The organism is Erwinia sp. AnSW2-5, from assembly GCF_045107195.1.
Classification (GTDB): domain Bacteria; phylum Pseudomonadota; class Gammaproteobacteria; order Enterobacterales; family Enterobacteriaceae; genus Erwinia.
The window spans coordinates 37,994-54,987 of the sequence record NZ_JBJGXA010000023.1 but is presented as its reverse complement, the minus strand read 5'-3'; the positions used below and the strand labels follow the sequence as shown (position 1 = coordinate 54,987).

The following is a 16,994-nucleotide window of genomic DNA, read 5'->3' as shown; positions in this document are numbered from 1 at the left end:
TATTTCATGTACTGCACCTTACTCAGTTGGGTGTCCAACTTTTTGGGTGCAGTTCATTCAGGCCCGGTTTTTTTATGCTGACAACGTGCCTGCGTTACTCTGCGGCGTCAGACGGATATTTCTGCGCAGTTTCTTTAATCAGTTGCTGCAGCTCGCCACGCTGATACATCTCAATGATGATATCGCAGCCGCCTACCAGCTCACCGTCCACCCACAGCTGTGGGAACGTTGGCCAGTTGGCATATTTTGGCATTTCTGCACGGATGTCCGGGTTCAGCAGAATATCAACGTACGCGAAGCGCTCGCCACAAGCAGATAACGCCTGAACAGCCTGAGCAGAGAAACCGCAGCTTGGCAGTTTCGGAGAACCTTTCATGTACAGCAGAATAGGGTTTTCAGCGATCTGGCGTTGAATTTTTTCAACAGTACTCATAAATATCTTCCTCAATACGATACATCGTGTGTAGGCTGGGCGCAGCCTGCTTATTGTAGCGATTCTGCCCTGGCGATGAAAATGACATTTTCACATGCGAGAAAGGTGAAAATGCGACCAATAGACAAAACAGGGAAACAAAATAACATTTTCTTATCATCACTGCTGCACCTGTTATGACCTGCTTCGGTTTTATTGCTGAGTTAACCAGCTGATTGTGCTCAATATTACATCATTTCCTTGATCTGTATTATTGAAACAAAAAAGACCTTACCCTTTGTTAAGAAGTTAGATTAGAATTGGCCCAACCTTCTGCATAACCGCAGAAATCTCTTTTCTGACCGCGTTGCTGTCTTTTGTAGCGCACAAACTGTTAATGGGAACGATGCGTTTACTCATCACGCTCTTCATACTGGCTTTCACCCAGTTGTTTTTCAACATGGCGCACGCATCGCCACATACCCCTATTAATGCAAAACAGCAAAAAGCCGACAGCAACACTGCGCGTGTAGATGACCGCCGTAAGCGCCGCCCGGTAAAAGCCACCTCGACCAAAAAAATCAAAGAACCTGCCAGTAAAAAAGCCAAAGAAATTGTTAAAAAAGAGTCCTCTAAATCAGCCGGGCTCCTGCTGGCAAAAAAACTGAAAGAGAAAGAGAAGAAAAAAACCAGCGCAGCGGCCCCCGTGCGTAATGCGAAAGTGGAAAAGAAAGCACTGAGCAAAAAGCTTGCGGCCAGCAAAAAAGCGGACAAAAAACATTATGGTCGTCAGCGTGCAGGCAGCAAAACCGCCGAAGATGATAACGATGCACTCAACGCCCCGCTCAAACTCAGCAAAGCGCATCGCGCACGCTACCAGAAAGCGCGTGAAACGGCGATGAACAAGCTGATGGGCCAGCTTGGTAAACCTTATCAATGGGGTGGCACCTCGCCGAAAACCGGGTTCGACTGCAGTGGTCTGGTGTGGTACGCCTATAAGGATCTGGTAAAGTTTAAGATCCCGCGTACGGCCAATGAAATGTTCCATCTGCGCGATGCGGCTTCGATTAAGCGCGATCAGTTAGAGAAAGGTGACCTGGTCTTCTTCCGTATCAACGGGCGTGGCACCGCTGATCACGTTGGTGTCTATCTGGGTGGTGGGAAATTTATTCAGTCTCCACGGACCGGTAAAGATATTCAGGTCAGTGCGTTAAGCGAAGATTACTGGCAGGAACACTACATTGGTGCGCGCCGGATGATGACGCCTAAAACGATTCGATAATGCCTGAAGGTTCGGGAAGAGTTTCCTCCTCCCTGGCAAAACTTAATGCATCACAGCGGTAAAACTAAACGCAATAATCATCAACAGTGAACCCACAACGGTTAGTGCAGTCATTTTCATATCAGTGTTCATTCTCTCTCCTCAATAACCTTGTTTTTAGTAAGCCAACAGATTTTCCCACAGTTACCCGTAAAAATCTCGTTTTCTGTGCGCAGCCTTGTTAGAATTCCTCATTACGTTGCGCAACACCGTTGGCAACGTGTAAAAGCCAGCACTGCATGTCACTCTTCGGACGATTCACCCCCCTCCCGACCCTTTGAGACAGCACCTAAAATAATTCTGGTCGGGCAGGAATGGCTGTACCCAGGCAAACGTTTAACCAATTAGTTATCAAGAGATTATGATAACACCAGGAGTACGATTTTAATGGCAACAATTAAGGATGTGGCAAAGCGCGCCGGTGTTTCCACCACCACCGTGTCCCATGTGATTAACAAAACGCGCTTTGTAGCCGAAGAGACGCGCGAAGCGGTATGGGTTGCAATTAAAGAATTGCATTACTCCCCCAGCGCCGTAGCCCGAAGTCTGAAGGTCAACCACACCAAAACCATTGGCCTGCTGGCAACATCCAGTGAAGCGCCCTATTTTGCAGAGATCATTGAAGCAATAGAAAACCGCTGCTTTGCCAAAGGCTACACGTTGATTTTGGGCAATGCGCACAATGACCTGCACAAACAACAGGCCTATCTGTCAATGATGGCGCAGAAACGCGTCGATGGGCTGCTGGTGATGTGTTCAGAATATCCCGACACGCTGATTTCCATGCTGGAAGACAACCGTAATATTCCGATGGTCGTCATGGACTGGGGCGAGTCGCGCGGTGATTTCACGGATACCGTGCTTGATAATGCTTTTGAGGGCGGTTACCTGGCCGGGCGTTATCTGATCGAACGTGGGCACCGCGATATTGGTGCAATTCCGGGTCAGCTTGAGCGTAATACAGGCGGTGGCCGCCATGCCGGATTCCTGAAAGCACTGGCAGAAGCAGGTATCACACTGCGTGATGAATGGCTGGTGCAGGGTGACTTTGAACCTGAGTCTGGCTATCGCGCCATGCAGCAGATTTTGTCGCAAAAACAGCGCCCGACGGCCATTTTCTGTGGTGGTGATATTATGGCCATGGGCGCGATTTGCGCAGCAGATGAAATGGGTCTGCGCGTGCCGCAGGATATTTCAGTGATCGGTTATGATAACGTGCGCAACGCACGCTACTTCACGCCTGCACTGACCACTGTCCACCAGCCGAAAGAACGTCTGGGCGAAACCGCTTTTGATATGTTGCTGGACCGTATCACCAGCAAGCGCGAAGATCCGCAAACCATTGAAGTTCACCCTTCACTGATTGAGCGCCGTTCCGTTGCCGATGGTCCTTTCCGCGACTACCGCCGTTAATCGCTCAACAGCGAGGGACCGGGTTGTTCGCTCAGCCACTCTGCATTCAGGGTTTCTGTGCTGCCCAGATACTCCAGTAACCAACTCAGCGCCGGTGAGGCGCTGTGTTCAGACCAGCTGAGGTAACAGGGGCTGTCGGGAAAGGATGACGTCAGAATCACTTCTCCCAGCACGCCCTGTTGCAGCCAGGGCTGGGCAAAATGCCCCGGAACCATCCCAACACACAACCCCGCGCGCAGGCAGTCAAACGCGCTTTCCCAGTCTGGCACCACCAGTCGTCGCTGATTATCTAATGTCCATGTAGTGCGTTTCGGCAACGCACGTGAGGTGTCCTCCAACACCAGCGAGGGCCACTCACGAATTAACGTCTCACTTAACGGCCCTTGATGGCTGAGTAACGGATGCGCCGTTTTCACCACACAGCGCCAGTTAAGGCTTCCCATATCACGATAAGCAAAACGTCCTCGCACCGGGATCGCCTGAGTCGCCCCGATCGCGACATCGACGCGGCCGTCAGCCAGTGCATCCCACACACCATTGAACACTTCCGGCATGATGTGCAGCTCCATGTCGGGAAAATGCCGGTAAAAATCCACCACCAGCTGTCGGGTGCGTGCCGGGCGTACAATTCTGTCGACCGCAATATTGATTTGCCCGCGCCAGCCGTTAGCCACCTGCTGACAGCGCGTGCGGGTGACGAGCATTTTTTTGATAACAGCACGCCCCTCTTCAATGAAAACCCGCCCGGCTTCCGTTAACTCCACATCACGGTGGCGGCGTTCAAACAGACTGACGGCCAGCCACGCTTCCAACTGACGCACGGTATAACTGACAGCGGAAGGGACGCGATGAAGCTCTGCTGCCGCAGCGGTGAAGCTGCCCGTCCTCGCCACCGCGTCAACCACTTCAAGAGAATGTTCAGACCACATAGTTTGCCTTCAATATTTTTCACTGCAACCCACGAATATTAGCGTTTCACAGGCTGGTCAGCACGCGATTACACTGCACGCGTAAAAAAATTGTCTAATAAGAGTTAAAAACTATGCGTTCTAAAGGATTTATGATTTACCTTGCGCTGCTCAGCATGCTGGGCTTTCTTGCTACCGATATGTACCTTCCCGCTTTTGGCGTGATGCAACAAGATCTGCGCACCGAGGCAGGTGCCATCAGCGCCAGTCTGAGCATCTTCCTCGCCGGCTTTGCCTGCGCGCAGCTGGTCTGGGGCCCGTTGTCCGATCGCATCGGCCGTAAACCTGTATTGCTCATGGGGTTGAGTCTCTTCGCCATTGGCTGTGCGGCCATGCTGTGGGTGGAGTCGGCGTTCTGGCTGCTGGTCGTTCGCTTTGTTCAGGCCGTGGGGGTATGCGCAGCGGCGGTGAGCTGGCAGGCTCTGGTGGTTGACCGCTACACGGGTCCGCAGGCTAACCGTGTCTTTGCCACCATTATGCCCCTGGTCGCCCTCTCGCCAGCGCTGGCTCCCCTGTTGGGTGCCTGGCTGCTGCACCATTTTTCATGGCGTTCTATTTTTGTTGTCCTGTTGCTGGTCAGTCTCGCGCTACTGATCCCGACATTACGCTTATCGTCGCGCCCGGCAGACGACCACGTCGCCGTTAAGCCTCGCGCACCCGGCTTCCTCACCTTGCTGAAGTCGCCTGTTTACAGCGGTAACGTGTTAATTTACGCGGCATGTTCAGCCAGTTTTTTCGCCTGGCTCACCGGTTCACCGTTCATTCTGGGTAACCTCGGTTTATCCCCTGCTGATATTGGACTCAGTTATGTTCCGCAAACAGCAGCGTTTCTGATCGGCGGGTTTGGCTGCCGCGCGCTGTTGAACCACTTTGCCGGGCGTCAGTTCCTGCCATGGCTGCTGGCCTTCTACAGTGTCAGCATTCTCGCGCTCTACTTTATCTCTCAGCAGCCGCAACCTTCGTTGTTTGCATTGCTGCTGCCGTTCTGTGGAATGGCGATGGCAAATGGTGCGATCTATCCAGTTGTGGTGTCCAGTGCGTTGCTGCCCTTCCCCCAGGCAACCGGTAAAGCCGCAGCCTTGCAGAATATGTTGCAGCTCGGCCTCTGCTTCTTCGCCAGCCTGGCAGTGTCAACATGGATTGAATCCCCGCTGCACACCACCACGCTGGTGATGGCAGGAACGATTGTCCTCGCTGTCGTTGGCTACGTTGTCCAGCGCGCGGCGGAGCAAAAACAGGCCCATCTGAATGCACCGGGCCAGGTAGAGTCCTGTGAAAACACTTAGTTAGCGCCCTAACAATAATGCGTTGAATATTACCTTGTGTGGGCATATACTTTTCAGCGCACTATAAAATAACAACTTAACAACATTTTTAAGTGGACGATGGCGTTTTGCCGTCGTCCACTGTTGGATCCTGACAGGGTTGTCATGGAGTTGTTCCGCGTGACTACGTTACGACCGCTGCCAGTTTCGCATCAAACCTCTTTTTTAACGTCGGATATCAGACTGCGGCATTCGCCGTAAGTGCTCTCACCGGCCTGTAGAAATTGACGATTCTGTTTCTCAGGTTTTAATCACACAGGGTGATGGAGAAGCTATGAGTTCATCGTGTATTGAAGAAGTGAGCCTGGATGACAACCCGTGGTATCGAATCGTCCAGGAAATGTTGAGTCAGGCCAGTATCGAAATCAATGGTTCCCGTCCCTGGGATATCCAGATCACCAACCCCGATTTTTTTAAACGCGTTCTGCAGGAAGGATCGCTGGGATTAGGTGAAAGTTATATGGATGGCTGGTGGGAATGCGAACGCCTGGATATCTTTTTCCAGCGGGTGCTACAGTCAAAGTTAGATCAGCAAATCCCCCGTCATTTCCGCGACACATTACGTGTTGTGGCTTCTCGCCTCACTAATTTGCAGTCACGCAAACGCGCGTGGATTGTCGGCAAAGAGCATTATGACCTGGGTAACGATCTCTTTACCCGCATGCTCGATCCTTACATGCAATACTCCTGCGGTTACTGGAAAGAAGCCCATACGCTGGAAGAGGCGCAGGAAGCCAAATTGCAGATAATCTGCAAAAAACTTCAGCTGGAGCCGGGTATGTCGTTGCTGGATATTGGCTGTGGCTGGGGAGGTCTGGCGGAATATGCCGCGCGTCACTTTAGCGTCCGCGTGGTGGGAGTGACCATTTCCGCTGAGCAACAGAAGCTGGCGCAACAACGCTGTGACGGGCTGGATGTCACGATCTTGCTTCAGGATTACCGCGATCTGTCCGAGCAGTTCGACCGCATCGTCTCTGTCGGGATGTTTGAGCATGTTGGGCCGAAGAATTACGCCACCTATTTTGATGTGGTAAACCGTAATCTGAAACCTGAAGGGATATTTCTGCTGCATACCATTGGTGCCAACAAAACCAACAATAATGTTGACCCGTGGATCGACAAATACATTTTCCCTAATGGCTGTCTGCCATCGGTGCGTCATATTGCCGCAGCCAGTGAACCCTGGTTCGTGATGGAGGACTGGCACAATATTGGGGCTGATTATGATGTCACGTTGATGCACTGGTATCAGCGTTTTATTAGCGCCTGGCCACAGCTTTCGGACAAATACGGTGAACGTTTCAAAAGGATGTTCACGTACTATCTGAATGCCTGTGCGGGTGCGTTTCGTGCAAGAGATATTCAACTCTGGCAGGTGGTATTTACCCGCGGTAAACAAGGCGGGCTGCGCGTTGCGCGCTAGGTGATATCACATTCTGCAGGGGCGACGTCATGTCGCCCCTTTTTATGACATTACGCTTTCGGACTCTCCGCCTGCTGCTCTCTGGCTGCGGCGGCCAGTAATGATGCTTCACGCTGAGCCAGAACGCGCTCAACGGTTTCCACAATCGCCTGCGTGTGCGGGTCGATCTCAATATTCACACGATGCCCCAGGCGTTTGCTGCCGAGAGTGGTGCGCAGCAGTGTTTCGGGGATCAGATGAACGCAGAATTTTGTGCGCGTCACCTCGCCTACCGTCAGGCTGATACCGTCGATGCCAACAAATCCTTTATGCAGGATATATTTCATCTGACTGGCATCCTGCGGTTTAAACCAAATTTCGCGATTATTTTCCGAAGTCAGTATTTTGCTAATCTCAGCAGTGGTCATAATATGACCAGACATCAAATGACCACCAATTTCATCGCTGAATTTTGCGGCACGCTCAACGTTAACGGTATCACCGACTTTCAGATCACCCAGATTGGTAATACGCAGCGTTTCTTTTACCAGATCAAAGCTAACGCGGTCGCCATCAACTTCTGTCACCGTCAGGCAACAACCATTATGGGAAACGGACGCCCCCAGTTCCAGCCCGGGCAATAATGCCTCCGGCATTTTGATAACGTGGGTACGAAAATTAGGTTTTTCGTCAATGTCCAGCACCTCCGCGGTGCCCTGCACAATACCGGTAAACATAGCTTTGCCTCAATCAATGTGTTTTCGCTGCAGTTAGTTTGCCCTGGCAACGCAACAAAACCAAATAAAGTACAGTTTAATTGCGTGACATAAAGAGCGATTCTTTTATCAGAAGATTGGCTATTTCTAGCACTGACACTAGAATGTACCGCCTGCTCTGCTGGCATCATCGCAAATGCCGTTTATTTCTTCAGCAGTGTCTTTCATCATTCAGCTCCCCAATGGATTTCGCGTTGCAGTAAACCGGCGCGAAACATAGCGGAAAAATAAAAAGGTGTATGTGTGCAGAAGTACCTCTTAGAGGCGCGTCAGTTATTAGCCCTTGCTATCCCGGTGATCCTTGCGCAGGTTGCGCAAACCGCCATGGGCTTTGTTGATACCGTAATGGCCGGTGCCGTTAGCGCCACGGATATGGCCGCCGTTGCAGTAGGAACCTCAATCTGGTTACCTTCCATTCTTTTTGGTCACGGTTTGATCCTGGCGCTGACACCGATAGTGGCTCAGCTTAATGGCTCAGGCAGACGTGAACGCATTGCACACCAGGTTCGCCAGGCTTACTGGCTGGCCGCAATGGTTTCTGTACTGATCATGGTGGTGCTGTATAACGCCGGATACCTGATCGGCGCCATGCATAATGTTGACCCGGAATTGTCCCGAAAAGCCGTGGGATACCTGCACGCCTTGCTGTGGGGCGCACCCGGTTATCTGTTTTTCCAGGTAGCCCGTAGTCAGTGTGAAGGTTTATCCAAAACCAAACCCGGCATGGTCATGGGATTCCTCGGGCTGTTGGTGAATATTCCGGTTAACTACGTGTTTATCTACGGCCACTTTGGCATGCCAGCACTGGGCGGCATTGGCTGCGGCGTGGCAACAGCATCAGTCTACTGGGTGATGTTTATTACGATGAAGGCCTGGGTGAATCGTGCGAAATCCATGCGCGATATTCATATTGCCGAGCGTTTCAGCCCACCAGACTGGAAAGCATTGCGTCGCCTGACAGGGCTTGGTTTGCCGGTTGCACTGGCGCTGTTCTTTGAAGTGACACTGTTTGCTGTTGTCGCCCTGCTGGTGTCTCCGATGGGGATCGTCAAAGTCGCGGGCCACCAGATCGCACTGAATTTCAGCTCACTGATGTTCGTCCTGCCGTTATCGCTGGGGGTCGCCACGACCATCCGCGTGGGCTTTCGGTTGGGTCAGGGTTCCGTTGAACAGGCAAAAGTCGCCGCATGGACAGCGCAAGGGGTTGGCATCTGTATGGCTTGTCTCACCGCGTTATTCACCGTAACGTTCCGTGAAGAGATTGCCCTGCTGTATACCGATAACCCGGAAGTGATAACGCTGGCAGCACAGCTGATGTTCCTGGCGGCGGTGTATCAGTTCTCTGACTCGATTCAGGTGATCGGCAGCGGCATTCTGCGCGGGTATAAAGATACCCGTTCGATCTTCTTTATTACCTTCGTTGCCTACTGGATCCTTGGTCTGCCGAGCGGTTATATCCTTGCGATGACCGACTGGGTGGTCCCGCCAATGGGTCCTTCCGGTTTCTGGACAGGATTTATTATCGGCCTGACCTCCTCTGCCATCATGATGATCTGGCGGATGCGCCGTCTGCAACGTCAGCCTGCCGAGACCATTCTGACGCGTTCCGCGCGTTAATTTTCCGCACAACCTACGGGAAATGGTTAAAATTGCTGCGCTTCGCACAGTTGCGCAGCAATCGGATGCAAAAATCATTTTTTCTCCTTGCCAGGCGTTCGGGGTGTCGTTAATATTCGTCCCCGTTGTCGCCATGATAACAATTTGCGTCTGTAGCTCAGTTGGTTAGAGCACCACCTTGACATGGTGGGGGTCGATGGTTCGAGTCCATTCAGACGCACCATCTTTCTTCTAAAGAAAGATAAGCAAATATCAAGTTGCGAGTATTTCGCGCTAATGCGAAAAACGAAGCAAGTTATGCGTCTGTAGCTCAGTTGGTTAGAGCACCACCTTGACATGGTGGGGGTCGATGGTTCGAGTCCATTCAGACGCACCAAACTCCTGTAAAACACTTCCGTTTCACATCATTCATCCCCTTTGTGTTACCCCCTTCTTAAACTTTAAGATTAACCTCACTTCGTGCCCGTTTGCGCAACGAATTTGATGCGCATCATTCCTGCATGCTATTTCACGCTTTTTAATTGGTTTTCGAACACTTAGCGACTATAATACGGAACGTTGTTTCACTTGAATGGTTTCAGCGTATGGTTGCCCCTCAATTTATAACGAGTACCTGTTGCGCAACGCCTTGCTGCGCCTGCGCCGAAACCACGTCTCAACTTACCCTGCATGCTGTAATTCTGTCACCTATCCTTACTCAGTATCGACGTTTTCATAACGCAAATTTTTTCCTCCGGGGGAAACACCGCCGGGATCCATCTTTAATCATCCATCACAACTTAATAGATAAATCGTCATGAAAAAGACTAAAATCGTATGTACTATCGGCCCTAAAACCGAATCTGAAGAGATGCTGACCAACCTGCTTGATGCAGGCATGAACGTGATGCGTCTGAACTTTTCCCACGGGAATTATGAAGAACATGGCCAGCGCATTACCAACCTGCGTTCCGTCATGAGCAAAAGCGGTCACCAGGCTGCCATTCTGCTGGACACCAAAGGTCCTGAAATCCGTACCATGAAACTGGAAGGCGGTAACGATGCCTCCCTGAAAGCGGGCCAGACCTTCACCTTCACCACCGACCAGACCATCATCGGTAACGCTGATACCGTTGCAGTGACTTACGCTGGCTTCGCTTCAGACCTGAAAATCGGCAATACCGTACTGGTGGATGACGGTTTGATCGGTATGGAAGTTATCGAAGTCACTGAAAGCACCGTGGTGTGTAAAGTGCTGAACAACGGTGATCTGGGCGAGAACAAAGGCGTTAACCTGCCGGGCGTTTCCATTCAGTTGCCTGCGCTGGCTGAAAAAGACAAGCTGGACCTGATCTTTGGCTGCGAGCAAGGCGTCGACTTCGTTGCTGCTTCGTTCATTCGTAAGCGTTCAGACGTGATCGAAATCCGTGAGCATTTGAAAGCACACGGCGGCGAGCATATCCAGATCATCTCCAAAATTGAAAACCAGGAAGGCCTGAACAACTTCGACGAAATCCTTGATGCCTCTGACGGTATCATGGTCGCTCGTGGTGACCTCGGCGTTGAGATCCCGGTTGAAGAAGTGATCTTCGCTCAGAAGATGATGATCAAGAAGTGTAACCGTGCACGTAAAGTGGTGATCACTGCCACCCAGATGCTCGATTCCATGATCAAAAACCCGCGCCCTACCCGTGCGGAAGCTGGTGACGTTGCCAACGCCATCCTCGACGGCACCGATGCTGTGATGCTTTCTGGTGAAAGCGCCAAAGGGAAATACCCGCTGGAGTCTGTCACCATTATGGCCACCATCTGCGAACGTACCGATCGCGTGATGAAAAGCCGCATCGACTCCCAGCACGACAACCGCAAAATGCGCATTACCGAAGCGGTATGTCGCGGTGCGGTAGAAACGGCTGAGAAACTGGAATCACCACTGATTGTGGTTGCTACAGAAGGCGGCAAGTCTGCGAAGTCCATTCGTAAGTACTTCCCGAATGCGACAATCCTTGCGCTGACCACTAACGAACAGACTTCACGTCAGTTGTTGCTCAGCAAAGGCATCATCACTTCTGTCGTGAAAGAAATCGCCTCAACTGACGACTTCTACCGTTTGGGTAAAGAAGCAGCAGAAGCCAGCGGCTACGCGCAGAAAGGCGATGTGGTGGTGATGGTTTCTGGAGCACTGGTACCAAGTGGAACCACCAATACTGCATCAGTGCACGTTCTGTAATTAAAAATTACGCCTTGCATTTAAAAAGCGCCCTCAGTGGCGCTTTTTTTACAACTTGCGCAAGACGTTTCACAAAGCGTCCAATCGAAATTAACGATTTAATTACCGGATAATCCACAGACCCTCCGATTAAAATCGCCTGTTTTCGCTTCGTTTTTTGTAAAATATCAGAAATAAGATGCTTCTTTGAGCGAACGATCAAGTTTAAGCACTTTCTCATCAAAAAATTATTCTCATTAGAAAATACTTTGTGTAATACTTGTAACGCTACATGGAGATTAACTTAAATCTAGAGGGTATTAATAATGAATCGTACTAAACTGGTACTGGGCGCGGTAATCCTGGCTTCAACTATGCTGGCTGGTTGCTCAAGCAACGCTAAAATCGATCAGCTGTCTACCGACGTGCAGACTCTGAACGCTAAAGTTGACCAGCTGAGCAACGACGTGAACGCAATCCGTTCTGACGTTCAGGCTGCTAAAGATGACGCAGCTCGTGCTAACCAGCGTCTGGACAACCAGGCTCACTCTTACCGTAAGTAAGAGTTCTGGTAATGAAATGGCGCACATTGTGCGCCATTTTTTTTGCCTGTTATTCGGAGTCTTCCGCCATGCGTCCAACCCCGCCTAAAACACACTGTAATCGATTTTAAGCCCCTCCAGCCCCAACGCTACTGACTGATGAGGATTTACCATCCAACCCCGCAGAATGCGATTTAGCCTCACTGACAGGCAACTGACTGTTACCCTCGACTTTTTCACCTTCGTTAACCAGCACCGGCATCCCTGCTCTGCGCTCTATCGCTGCTTTGATCACGGCCCGATCGCTGGCATCGCTGTTAATGAATTTCTTAGCGGCTACCGTGAGTGCAATGGGCATAGTTTGCGGATCATCCTTCTCGCTATGCGACAACGGCTGATGCACTTCCAGATAGCGTTTACCGTCCGGTTCAACCGCGTACTTCACTGGCTGATTGATGATCTGCACACGCGTACCTTTGGGAACGCTGTTGAACAGGGCTTCGATATCGTCCGGGCGCAAACGGATACAACCTGAGCTGACACGCATCCCGATACCAAAATCGGCGTTAGTACCGTGGATCAGATAATGCTGCTGACCGTAAGCCAGACGCAGCGCAAACAGCCCCATCGGGTTATCTGGCCCTGCGGGTACAGTGACCGGCAGCGTCTTGCCTTCAGCCGCGTAGCGCTTACGAATGTTAGGCGTGGGTGTCCAGGTTGGATTGGGGATTTTTTGGCTGATGCTGGTGACCATTGCCGGGGTATTCGCGCCCAGTTGGCCAATACCGATGGGATAGACGATCACTTTGTTTTCGTCTTTCGGATAGTAGTACAGGCGAAGTTCTGCGACGTTGACGACAATCCCTTCACGTTTGGTATCAGGCAGCAGCATCTGCGTTGGGATGGTCAGCTGTAAGCCCGCTTTAGGCAACCAGGGGTCAGTTCCGGGGTTGGCTTCCAGCAGGCCCAGTAAACCCACTTTGTATTTAGCCGCCACGGACTCCAGCGGCTGCCCATCATTGGGGACGACAAAGGTGGTGTTTTCACCAATCAGGCGGCTGTTGTCAGGGGGAAGCGGGTACTCAGTTGCGCTGGCGGCGTGTATCCCGGCAAGAAAGGTAAGAACAGAGATCCCGGCAAGGCGGTAAAAAAGTTTCATGCGCATTTCTCGGTTATGAATGGATAAATACACAACCTGGCTCACTGGAGGTGATTAACGCACCAGCATCAGGCGGTGTAAACACCCCACTGTAGCCTGGTGGGGTGCTTACCGAGAAGTGTAGCAATTCACGCCTGAGTAAGAATCAGCGCTTTCTTACGAATGGCACGAATCATGGCTTCCAGTCCCTGCGAACGGGATGGGGTCAGTTGTTGCGTCAGGGAAAGGTCAGCAAACCAGGGGCGGACATCGAAAGCGACTATTTCCTGTGGCGTCATCTTTTGGTACAGCGCGAAGACGATAGCAATCAGCCCTTTTACCAGCGCGGCATCGCTGTCGCCCTGCAGACGAACACAGCCTGTGTCATCGGTATCGACAACAATCCACACCTGGCTCTGGCAGCCCGGAATGATATTTTCTGGCTGCTGGAGAGTTTCAGCTTCACCCGACAGCCGGGCACCCAGCTCAATGATGTACAGATACTTCTCTTCCTGGTTAGCGCAACGATTGAAGTTGCGTACCAGCTTGTCTTTATCTGGCAGAGTTGCCATTGCTTCCTCACTTAAAAACGAAAGGGCGAGGCATGCCTCGCCCCTGCGGGTCGGTGCGGGTTGAAACTTAACCCAGCAAACGGTGAATACGTGTTAAACCAGCGACCAGTCGGTCCACTTCTTCTTCGCTATTATACAGAACAAACGAGGCACGACACATGGCCGGCACGTCGTAATGCTGCATTAACGGCATGGCACAGTGATGGCCGGTGCGGATCGCGATGCCATACTGGTCCAGGAAGCTGCCCACATCAAACGCATGGTGCTTGCCCAGGTTGAAAGCTATCACGCCAGCACGCTGCTGTGGGCCATAAATCACCAGATCCGGCACTGCGGCCAGTTTATCCAGTGCATAGCGCATCAGCTGCTGTTCACGCTCGGCAATCACATCCAGCCCCAGATCGCTGACCCACTTAATGGCAGCGCCCAGACCGATAATCGCCCCGGTATTGGGTGAACCCGCTTCGAAGCGCCACGGTGCCGCGGCAAAGGTGGTGCCCCTGGTCAGGCTGACGGTTGCAATCATCGCCCCGCCCCCTTCCCACGGCGGCATCTGATCCAGCAGTGCCTTACGGCCATACAGGATGCCAATGCCGGTCGGGCCATACAGCTTGTGCCCGGAGAAGACATAAAAATCGCAGTCCAGGTCCTGGACATCAACCTTGTGATGCATCACAGCCTGCGCACCGTCGATCAGCGTGACCACGCCCGCGGCTTTCGCCTGAGCGATCAGCGCTTTCACCGGATTTTCAGTCCCCAGCACGTTAGAGACCTGCGTGACCGCCAACAGGCGGGTACGACTGTCCATCAACACAGGGAGCTGAGCGAGATCCAGCTCACCGTTGGCGGTCAGCGGGATAAAGCGTACTTCAGCACCGGTGCGTTCTGCCACCATCTGCCACGGTACGATATTCGCGTGATGCTCCATCTCCGTGATAATGATGTTGTCACCGGGCTGCAACTGGCTGCCGCCCCAGCTGTTAGCAACCAGATTGATCGCTTCCGTGGTGCCTTTAACGAAGACGATCTCTTCTGCTGACGCCGCGTTAAGGAACTGCGCCGCCTGAATGCGCACATTTTCCATTTCCGTGGTGGCTTCCGCACTCAGCGTGTGAATACCGCGGTGCACGGCGGCATAGCCATGCTCATAAAAGCGACTTTCTGCATCAATCACTGACTGCGGCTTCTGCGCGCTGGCTGCACTGTCGAGATAGGCCAGCGGTTGCCCGTTGACCTCACGCGCCAACAGCGGAAACTCCGCCCGAACGCGAGCCAGGTCAAAACTCATTGCAGGCCTCCAGGGAAACGCTGCGCGATGCGCTGCATCACGGCTTCTTTCAGCATGTCATCAGAAATGGCTTCGGTTAACTCAGCGGCAAACGCATAGATAATCATGCGCTGGGCAGCGGCTTCGTCGATACCGCGCGAACGCAGATAGAACATCTGCTCTTCATCGATACGGCCGATCGTCGCACCATGACCGCATTTCACGTCATCAGCGTAAATTTCCAGCTGCGGTTTGGTATCCACTTCAGCCAGACGCCCGAGTAACAGGTTGTTGTTGCTCATCTGACCGTCAGTTTTCAACGCATACTTGGCCACTTTGATATGGCCATTAAACACGGCACGGGCACGGTCACGCACAATGGTTTTATGCAGCTGACGGCTCTGACAATGACCTTTGTTGTGCTCAAGATAGGTGCGGCTGTCACACACTTCTTTGTCCAGCGGCAGCATCAGGCTGTTGATCACCAGATCGCTGCCCTCACCTTCCAGTTTGCTGCTGGTATTGTGACGGGTCAGGCCCGCACCCAACAGGAAGCTGTGGCTCTGCACACGCACATCACGGCCCAGCATCAGGTCGTTATGGGAGAAGTGATAGCTGCTCTGATCTTCGAAGCAAAGATTGTAGTGCGTCAGCTGTGCGTTATTGCCCACATCGGCGGTGAAACGCGCCCCGGTAAAGTGCGTCGAGGCGTTCAGCGTGACGTAATGCTCAATCACCGTCGCTTCCGCCGCTTCTTCCAGCACCAGATGGTGACGATAGTGAGAGGTGTTCATCTCGCCTGCCGCACTGCCGCTGCTGATATGCAGCAGATAAAGTGGACGTGCTGCCGCTTTACCGCGTGCCAGCTGAATGGTGGTCACTTCTTCTGCCAGGCTTTCGGTCAGATGCAGGAACACTTCAGGCTGGATTGGCGTACTCAGCTCGCGACGTTCCGCAGCCTGCGTTACCTGAATAGAGAACAGGTCATACTCACTGTCACTCAGGGCAGGAGCAAAACGCCCATCCACAAACACCAGGCGCACTGCATTAATCGCCAGCGCCACGTTGTCGATAGCGCTCGCGTTCAGTTCAACAGGCTGAGGCAGCACAAACTGGTGGCCCAGCAGCTGGTCCAGCGGCGTGTATTTCCAGTTTTCCTGCTTACGCGTAGGCAAACCTAAGCGCAGCAGCTGCTGCCAGTGTTGCTGAGCCTGCAACGAGCGGCTTTCACCACGCGTTTCAAACAGGTGATGCCACTGTTGCAGCGCGTTATCACTCTTGGTCGGTAAGCCAGCCATAGCCTTGCTCCTCCAGCTGTTTAACCAGTGAAAAATCACCTGATTTCACAATTTTACCCTGATACAGCACGTGGACGAAGTCCGGTTTGATGTAGTCAAGAATACGCTGGTAGTGCGTGACGATGATGAATGAACGTTTGCCATCGCGCAGGTTGTTAACACCGTTTGCCACGATTTTCAGGGCATCGATATCCAGACCGGAATCCGTTTCATCCAGGATGCACAGATCCGGCTCCAGCGCCGCCATCTGCAAAATGTCATTACGCTTTTTCTCACCGCCGGAGAAACCGACATTGACGGAACGAGTCAGCAGATCTTCAGGCATTTTCAGCAGCTGGATTTTATCTTCAATGAAGTCCTGGAAATCAAAACGGTCCAGCGCTTCCTGTTCACGGTATTTGCGCACCGCGTTCACAGAGGCTTGCAGGAAGAACTGATTACTGACGCCAGGGATCTCAACCGGGTACTGGAAAGCCATAAAGATGCCTTCACCGGCGCGATCTTCCGGGGCCAGTTCCAGCAGGTTTTTACCTTTAAACTCCACGGAGCCGCCGGTGACTTCATAGTCTTCACGCCCTGCCAGAGTAGCAGAAAGGGTACTTTTCCCTGAGCCGTTTGGCCCCATGATGGCGTGAACTTCGCCGGGTTTGATTTCAAGATCCAATCCACGCAGGATAGCTTTGTCTTCAACGCTTACCTGTAAATCTTTGATGCTTAACATAAGGTTTCCTTCGTAGTGCTTTCCAGCACCATAT

At 52.1% G+C, this 16,994-nt stretch carries 16 protein-coding genes and 2 tRNA genes; 9 read left to right on the top strand and 9 right to left on the bottom strand.

Features of this window, described 5'->3' with window-relative positions; translation table 11 throughout:
- Positions 1 to 94: 94 nt before the first annotated feature.
- Positions 95 to 433: a Grx4 family monothiol glutaredoxin gene (locus tag ACFL9S_RS16040; protein WP_200643084.1), complete on the bottom strand. Its 339-nt coding sequence runs from the start codon at positions 431 to 433 to the stop codon at positions 95 to 97.
- A 385-nt stretch (positions 434 to 818) separates the two neighbouring features.
- On the opposite strand from ACFL9S_RS16040, the gene ACFL9S_RS16035 reads away from it, so the two are divergent.
- Positions 819 to 1,694, top strand: a complete 876-nt coding sequence (locus ACFL9S_RS16035) for a C40 family peptidase (protein ID WP_405262887.1) — start codon at positions 819 to 821, stop codon at positions 1,692 to 1,694.
- A 42-nt stretch (positions 1,695 to 1,736) separates the two neighbouring features.
- Here the strand turns inward: ACFL9S_RS16035 and ACFL9S_RS16030 are convergent, their stop codons facing one another.
- Positions 1,737 to 1,814 carry a YnhF family membrane protein gene (locus tag ACFL9S_RS16030; RefSeq protein WP_405262888.1) on the bottom strand — a complete coding sequence of 26 codons (78 nt, stop codon included), beginning with the start codon at positions 1,812 to 1,814 and terminating at the stop codon, positions 1,737 to 1,739.
- Positions 1,815 to 2,120: 306 nt separating this feature from the next.
- Here ACFL9S_RS16030 and purR point away from each other — a divergent pair, with 306 nt between their 5' ends.
- A complete protein-coding gene (purR, locus tag ACFL9S_RS16025) occupies positions 2,121 to 3,146 on the top strand; it encodes an HTH-type transcriptional repressor PurR (protein WP_405262886.1) in 1,026 nt (341 codons plus the stop codon).
- On the opposite strand, the gene punR is transcribed toward purR, so the two are convergent.
- A complete protein-coding gene (gene punR / locus ACFL9S_RS16020) occupies positions 3,143 to 4,075 on the bottom strand; it encodes a DNA-binding transcriptional activator PunR (protein ID WP_405262885.1) in 933 nt (310 codons plus the stop codon). The genes purR and punR overlap by 4 nt on opposite strands.
- Positions 4,076 to 4,188: 113 nt before the next feature.
- On the opposite strand from punR, the gene punC reads away from it, so the two are divergent.
- A complete protein-coding gene (gene punC / locus ACFL9S_RS16015) occupies positions 4,189 to 5,400 on the top strand; it encodes a purine nucleoside transporter PunC (RefSeq protein WP_405262884.1) in 1,212 nt (403 codons plus the stop codon).
- A 313-nt stretch (positions 5,401 to 5,713) separates the two neighbouring features.
- Entirely contained in the window at positions 5,714 to 6,862 is a 1,149-nt protein-coding gene (gene cfa / locus ACFL9S_RS16010; protein WP_405262883.1) for a cyclopropane fatty acyl phospholipid synthase, read from the top strand.
- A 50-nt stretch (positions 6,863 to 6,912) separates the two neighbouring features.
- Here the strand turns inward: cfa and ACFL9S_RS16005 are convergent, their stop codons facing one another.
- The gene (locus tag ACFL9S_RS16005) at positions 6,913 to 7,578 is read right to left on the bottom strand and encodes a riboflavin synthase subunit alpha (protein ID WP_405262882.1); all 666 of its coding nucleotides are present in this window, start codon (positions 7,576 to 7,578) and stop codon (positions 6,913 to 6,915) included.
- Positions 7,579 to 7,860: 282 nt separating this feature from the next.
- Here ACFL9S_RS16005 and ACFL9S_RS16000 point away from each other — a divergent pair, with 282 nt between their 5' ends.
- The 5 genes from ACFL9S_RS16000 (at position 7,861) to ACFL9S_RS15980 (ending at position 11,985) form a co-directional block, all read left to right on the top strand.
- Entirely contained in the window at positions 7,861 to 9,234 is a 1,374-nt protein-coding gene (locus ACFL9S_RS16000; RefSeq protein WP_405262881.1) for an MATE family efflux transporter, read from the top strand.
- 146 nt (positions 9,235 to 9,380) lie between these two features.
- Positions 9,381 to 9,457, top strand: a tRNA-Val gene (locus tag ACFL9S_RS15995).
- 76 nt (positions 9,458 to 9,533) lie between these two features.
- Positions 9,534 to 9,610, top strand: a tRNA-Val gene (locus ACFL9S_RS15990).
- Between the two features lie 420 nt (positions 9,611 to 10,030).
- The gene (gene pykF / locus ACFL9S_RS15985; RefSeq protein ID WP_159337214.1) at positions 10,031 to 11,443 is read left to right on the top strand and encodes a pyruvate kinase PykF; all 1,413 of its coding nucleotides are present in this window, start codon (positions 10,031 to 10,033) and stop codon (positions 11,441 to 11,443) included.
- 305 nt (positions 11,444 to 11,748) lie between these two features.
- A complete protein-coding gene (locus ACFL9S_RS15980) occupies positions 11,749 to 11,985 on the top strand; it encodes a major outer membrane lipoprotein (protein WP_034895178.1) in 237 nt (78 codons plus the stop codon).
- 106 nt (positions 11,986 to 12,091) lie between these two features.
- Here ACFL9S_RS15980 and ACFL9S_RS15975 read toward each other — a convergent pair whose 3' ends face one another.
- The 5 genes from ACFL9S_RS15975 to sufC all read right to left on the bottom strand — a co-directional run bounded on the left by ACFL9S_RS15975 (position 12,092) and on the right by sufC (position 16,960).
- A complete protein-coding gene (locus tag ACFL9S_RS15975; protein ID WP_405262879.1) occupies positions 12,092 to 13,123 on the bottom strand; it encodes a L,D-transpeptidase family protein in 1,032 nt (343 codons plus the stop codon).
- A 128-nt stretch (positions 13,124 to 13,251) separates the two neighbouring features.
- On the bottom strand, positions 13,252 to 13,674 hold the full coding sequence (gene sufE, locus ACFL9S_RS15970) for a cysteine desulfuration protein SufE (RefSeq protein WP_405262878.1): 423 nt from the start codon (positions 13,672 to 13,674) through the stop codon (positions 13,252 to 13,254).
- Positions 13,675 to 13,741: 67 nt separating this feature from the next.
- Positions 13,742 to 14,962, bottom strand: coding sequence for a cysteine desulfurase SufS (sufS, locus tag ACFL9S_RS15965; RefSeq protein ID WP_405262876.1), 1,221 nt, complete (start codon positions 14,960 to 14,962; stop codon positions 13,742 to 13,744).
- Entirely contained in the window at positions 14,959 to 16,239 is a 1,281-nt protein-coding gene (gene sufD, locus ACFL9S_RS15960) for a Fe-S cluster assembly protein SufD (protein WP_405262875.1), read from the bottom strand. Before sufD ends, sufS begins: the two co-directional genes overlap by 4 nt.
- On the bottom strand, positions 16,214 to 16,960 hold the full coding sequence (gene sufC / locus ACFL9S_RS15955; RefSeq protein WP_405262874.1) for a Fe-S cluster assembly ATPase SufC: 747 nt from the start codon (positions 16,958 to 16,960) through the stop codon (positions 16,214 to 16,216). The genes sufD and sufC overlap by 26 nt, the downstream gene beginning before the upstream one ends.
- Positions 16,961 to 16,994 lie beyond the last annotated feature (34 nt).

Coding starts and splice junctions, on each gene's coding strand:
- ACFL9S_RS16040 (WP_200643084.1), bottom strand. CDS start 433: ATGAGTACTGTTGAAAAAATTCAACGCCAGATCGCTGAAAACCCTATT.
- ACFL9S_RS16035 (WP_405262887.1), top strand. CDS start 819: ATGCGTTTACTCATCACGCTCTTCATACTGGCTTTCACCCAGTTGTTT.
- ACFL9S_RS16030 (WP_405262888.1), bottom strand. CDS start 1,814: ATGAAAATGACTGCACTAACCGTTGTGGGTTCACTGTTGATGATTATT.
- purR (WP_405262886.1), top strand. CDS start 2,121: ATGGCAACAATTAAGGATGTGGCAAAGCGCGCCGGTGTTTCCACCACC.
- punR (WP_405262885.1), bottom strand. CDS start 4,075: ATGTGGTCTGAACATTCTCTTGAAGTGGTTGACGCGGTGGCGAGGACG.
- punC (WP_405262884.1), top strand. CDS start 4,189: ATGCGTTCTAAAGGATTTATGATTTACCTTGCGCTGCTCAGCATGCTG.
- cfa (WP_405262883.1), top strand. CDS start 5,714: ATGAGTTCATCGTGTATTGAAGAAGTGAGCCTGGATGACAACCCGTGG.
- ACFL9S_RS16005 (WP_405262882.1), bottom strand. CDS start 7,578: ATGTTTACCGGTATTGTGCAGGGCACCGCGGAGGTGCTGGACATTGAC.
- pykF (WP_159337214.1), top strand. CDS start 10,031: ATGAAAAAGACTAAAATCGTATGTACTATCGGCCCTAAAACCGAATCT.
- ACFL9S_RS15980 (WP_034895178.1), top strand. CDS start 11,749: ATGAATCGTACTAAACTGGTACTGGGCGCGGTAATCCTGGCTTCAACT.
- ACFL9S_RS15975 (WP_405262879.1), bottom strand. CDS start 13,123: ATGAAACTTTTTTACCGCCTTGCCGGGATCTCTGTTCTTACCTTTCTT.
- sufE (WP_405262878.1), bottom strand. CDS start 13,674: ATGGCAACTCTGCCAGATAAAGACAAGCTGGTACGCAACTTCAATCGT.
- sufS (WP_405262876.1), bottom strand. CDS start 14,962: ATGAGTTTTGACCTGGCTCGCGTTCGGGCGGAGTTTCCGCTGTTGGCG.
- sufD (WP_405262875.1), bottom strand. CDS start 16,239: ATGGCTGGCTTACCGACCAAGAGTGATAACGCGCTGCAACAGTGGCAT.
- sufC (WP_405262874.1), bottom strand. CDS start 16,960: ATGTTAAGCATCAAAGATTTACAGGTAAGCGTTGAAGACAAAGCTATC.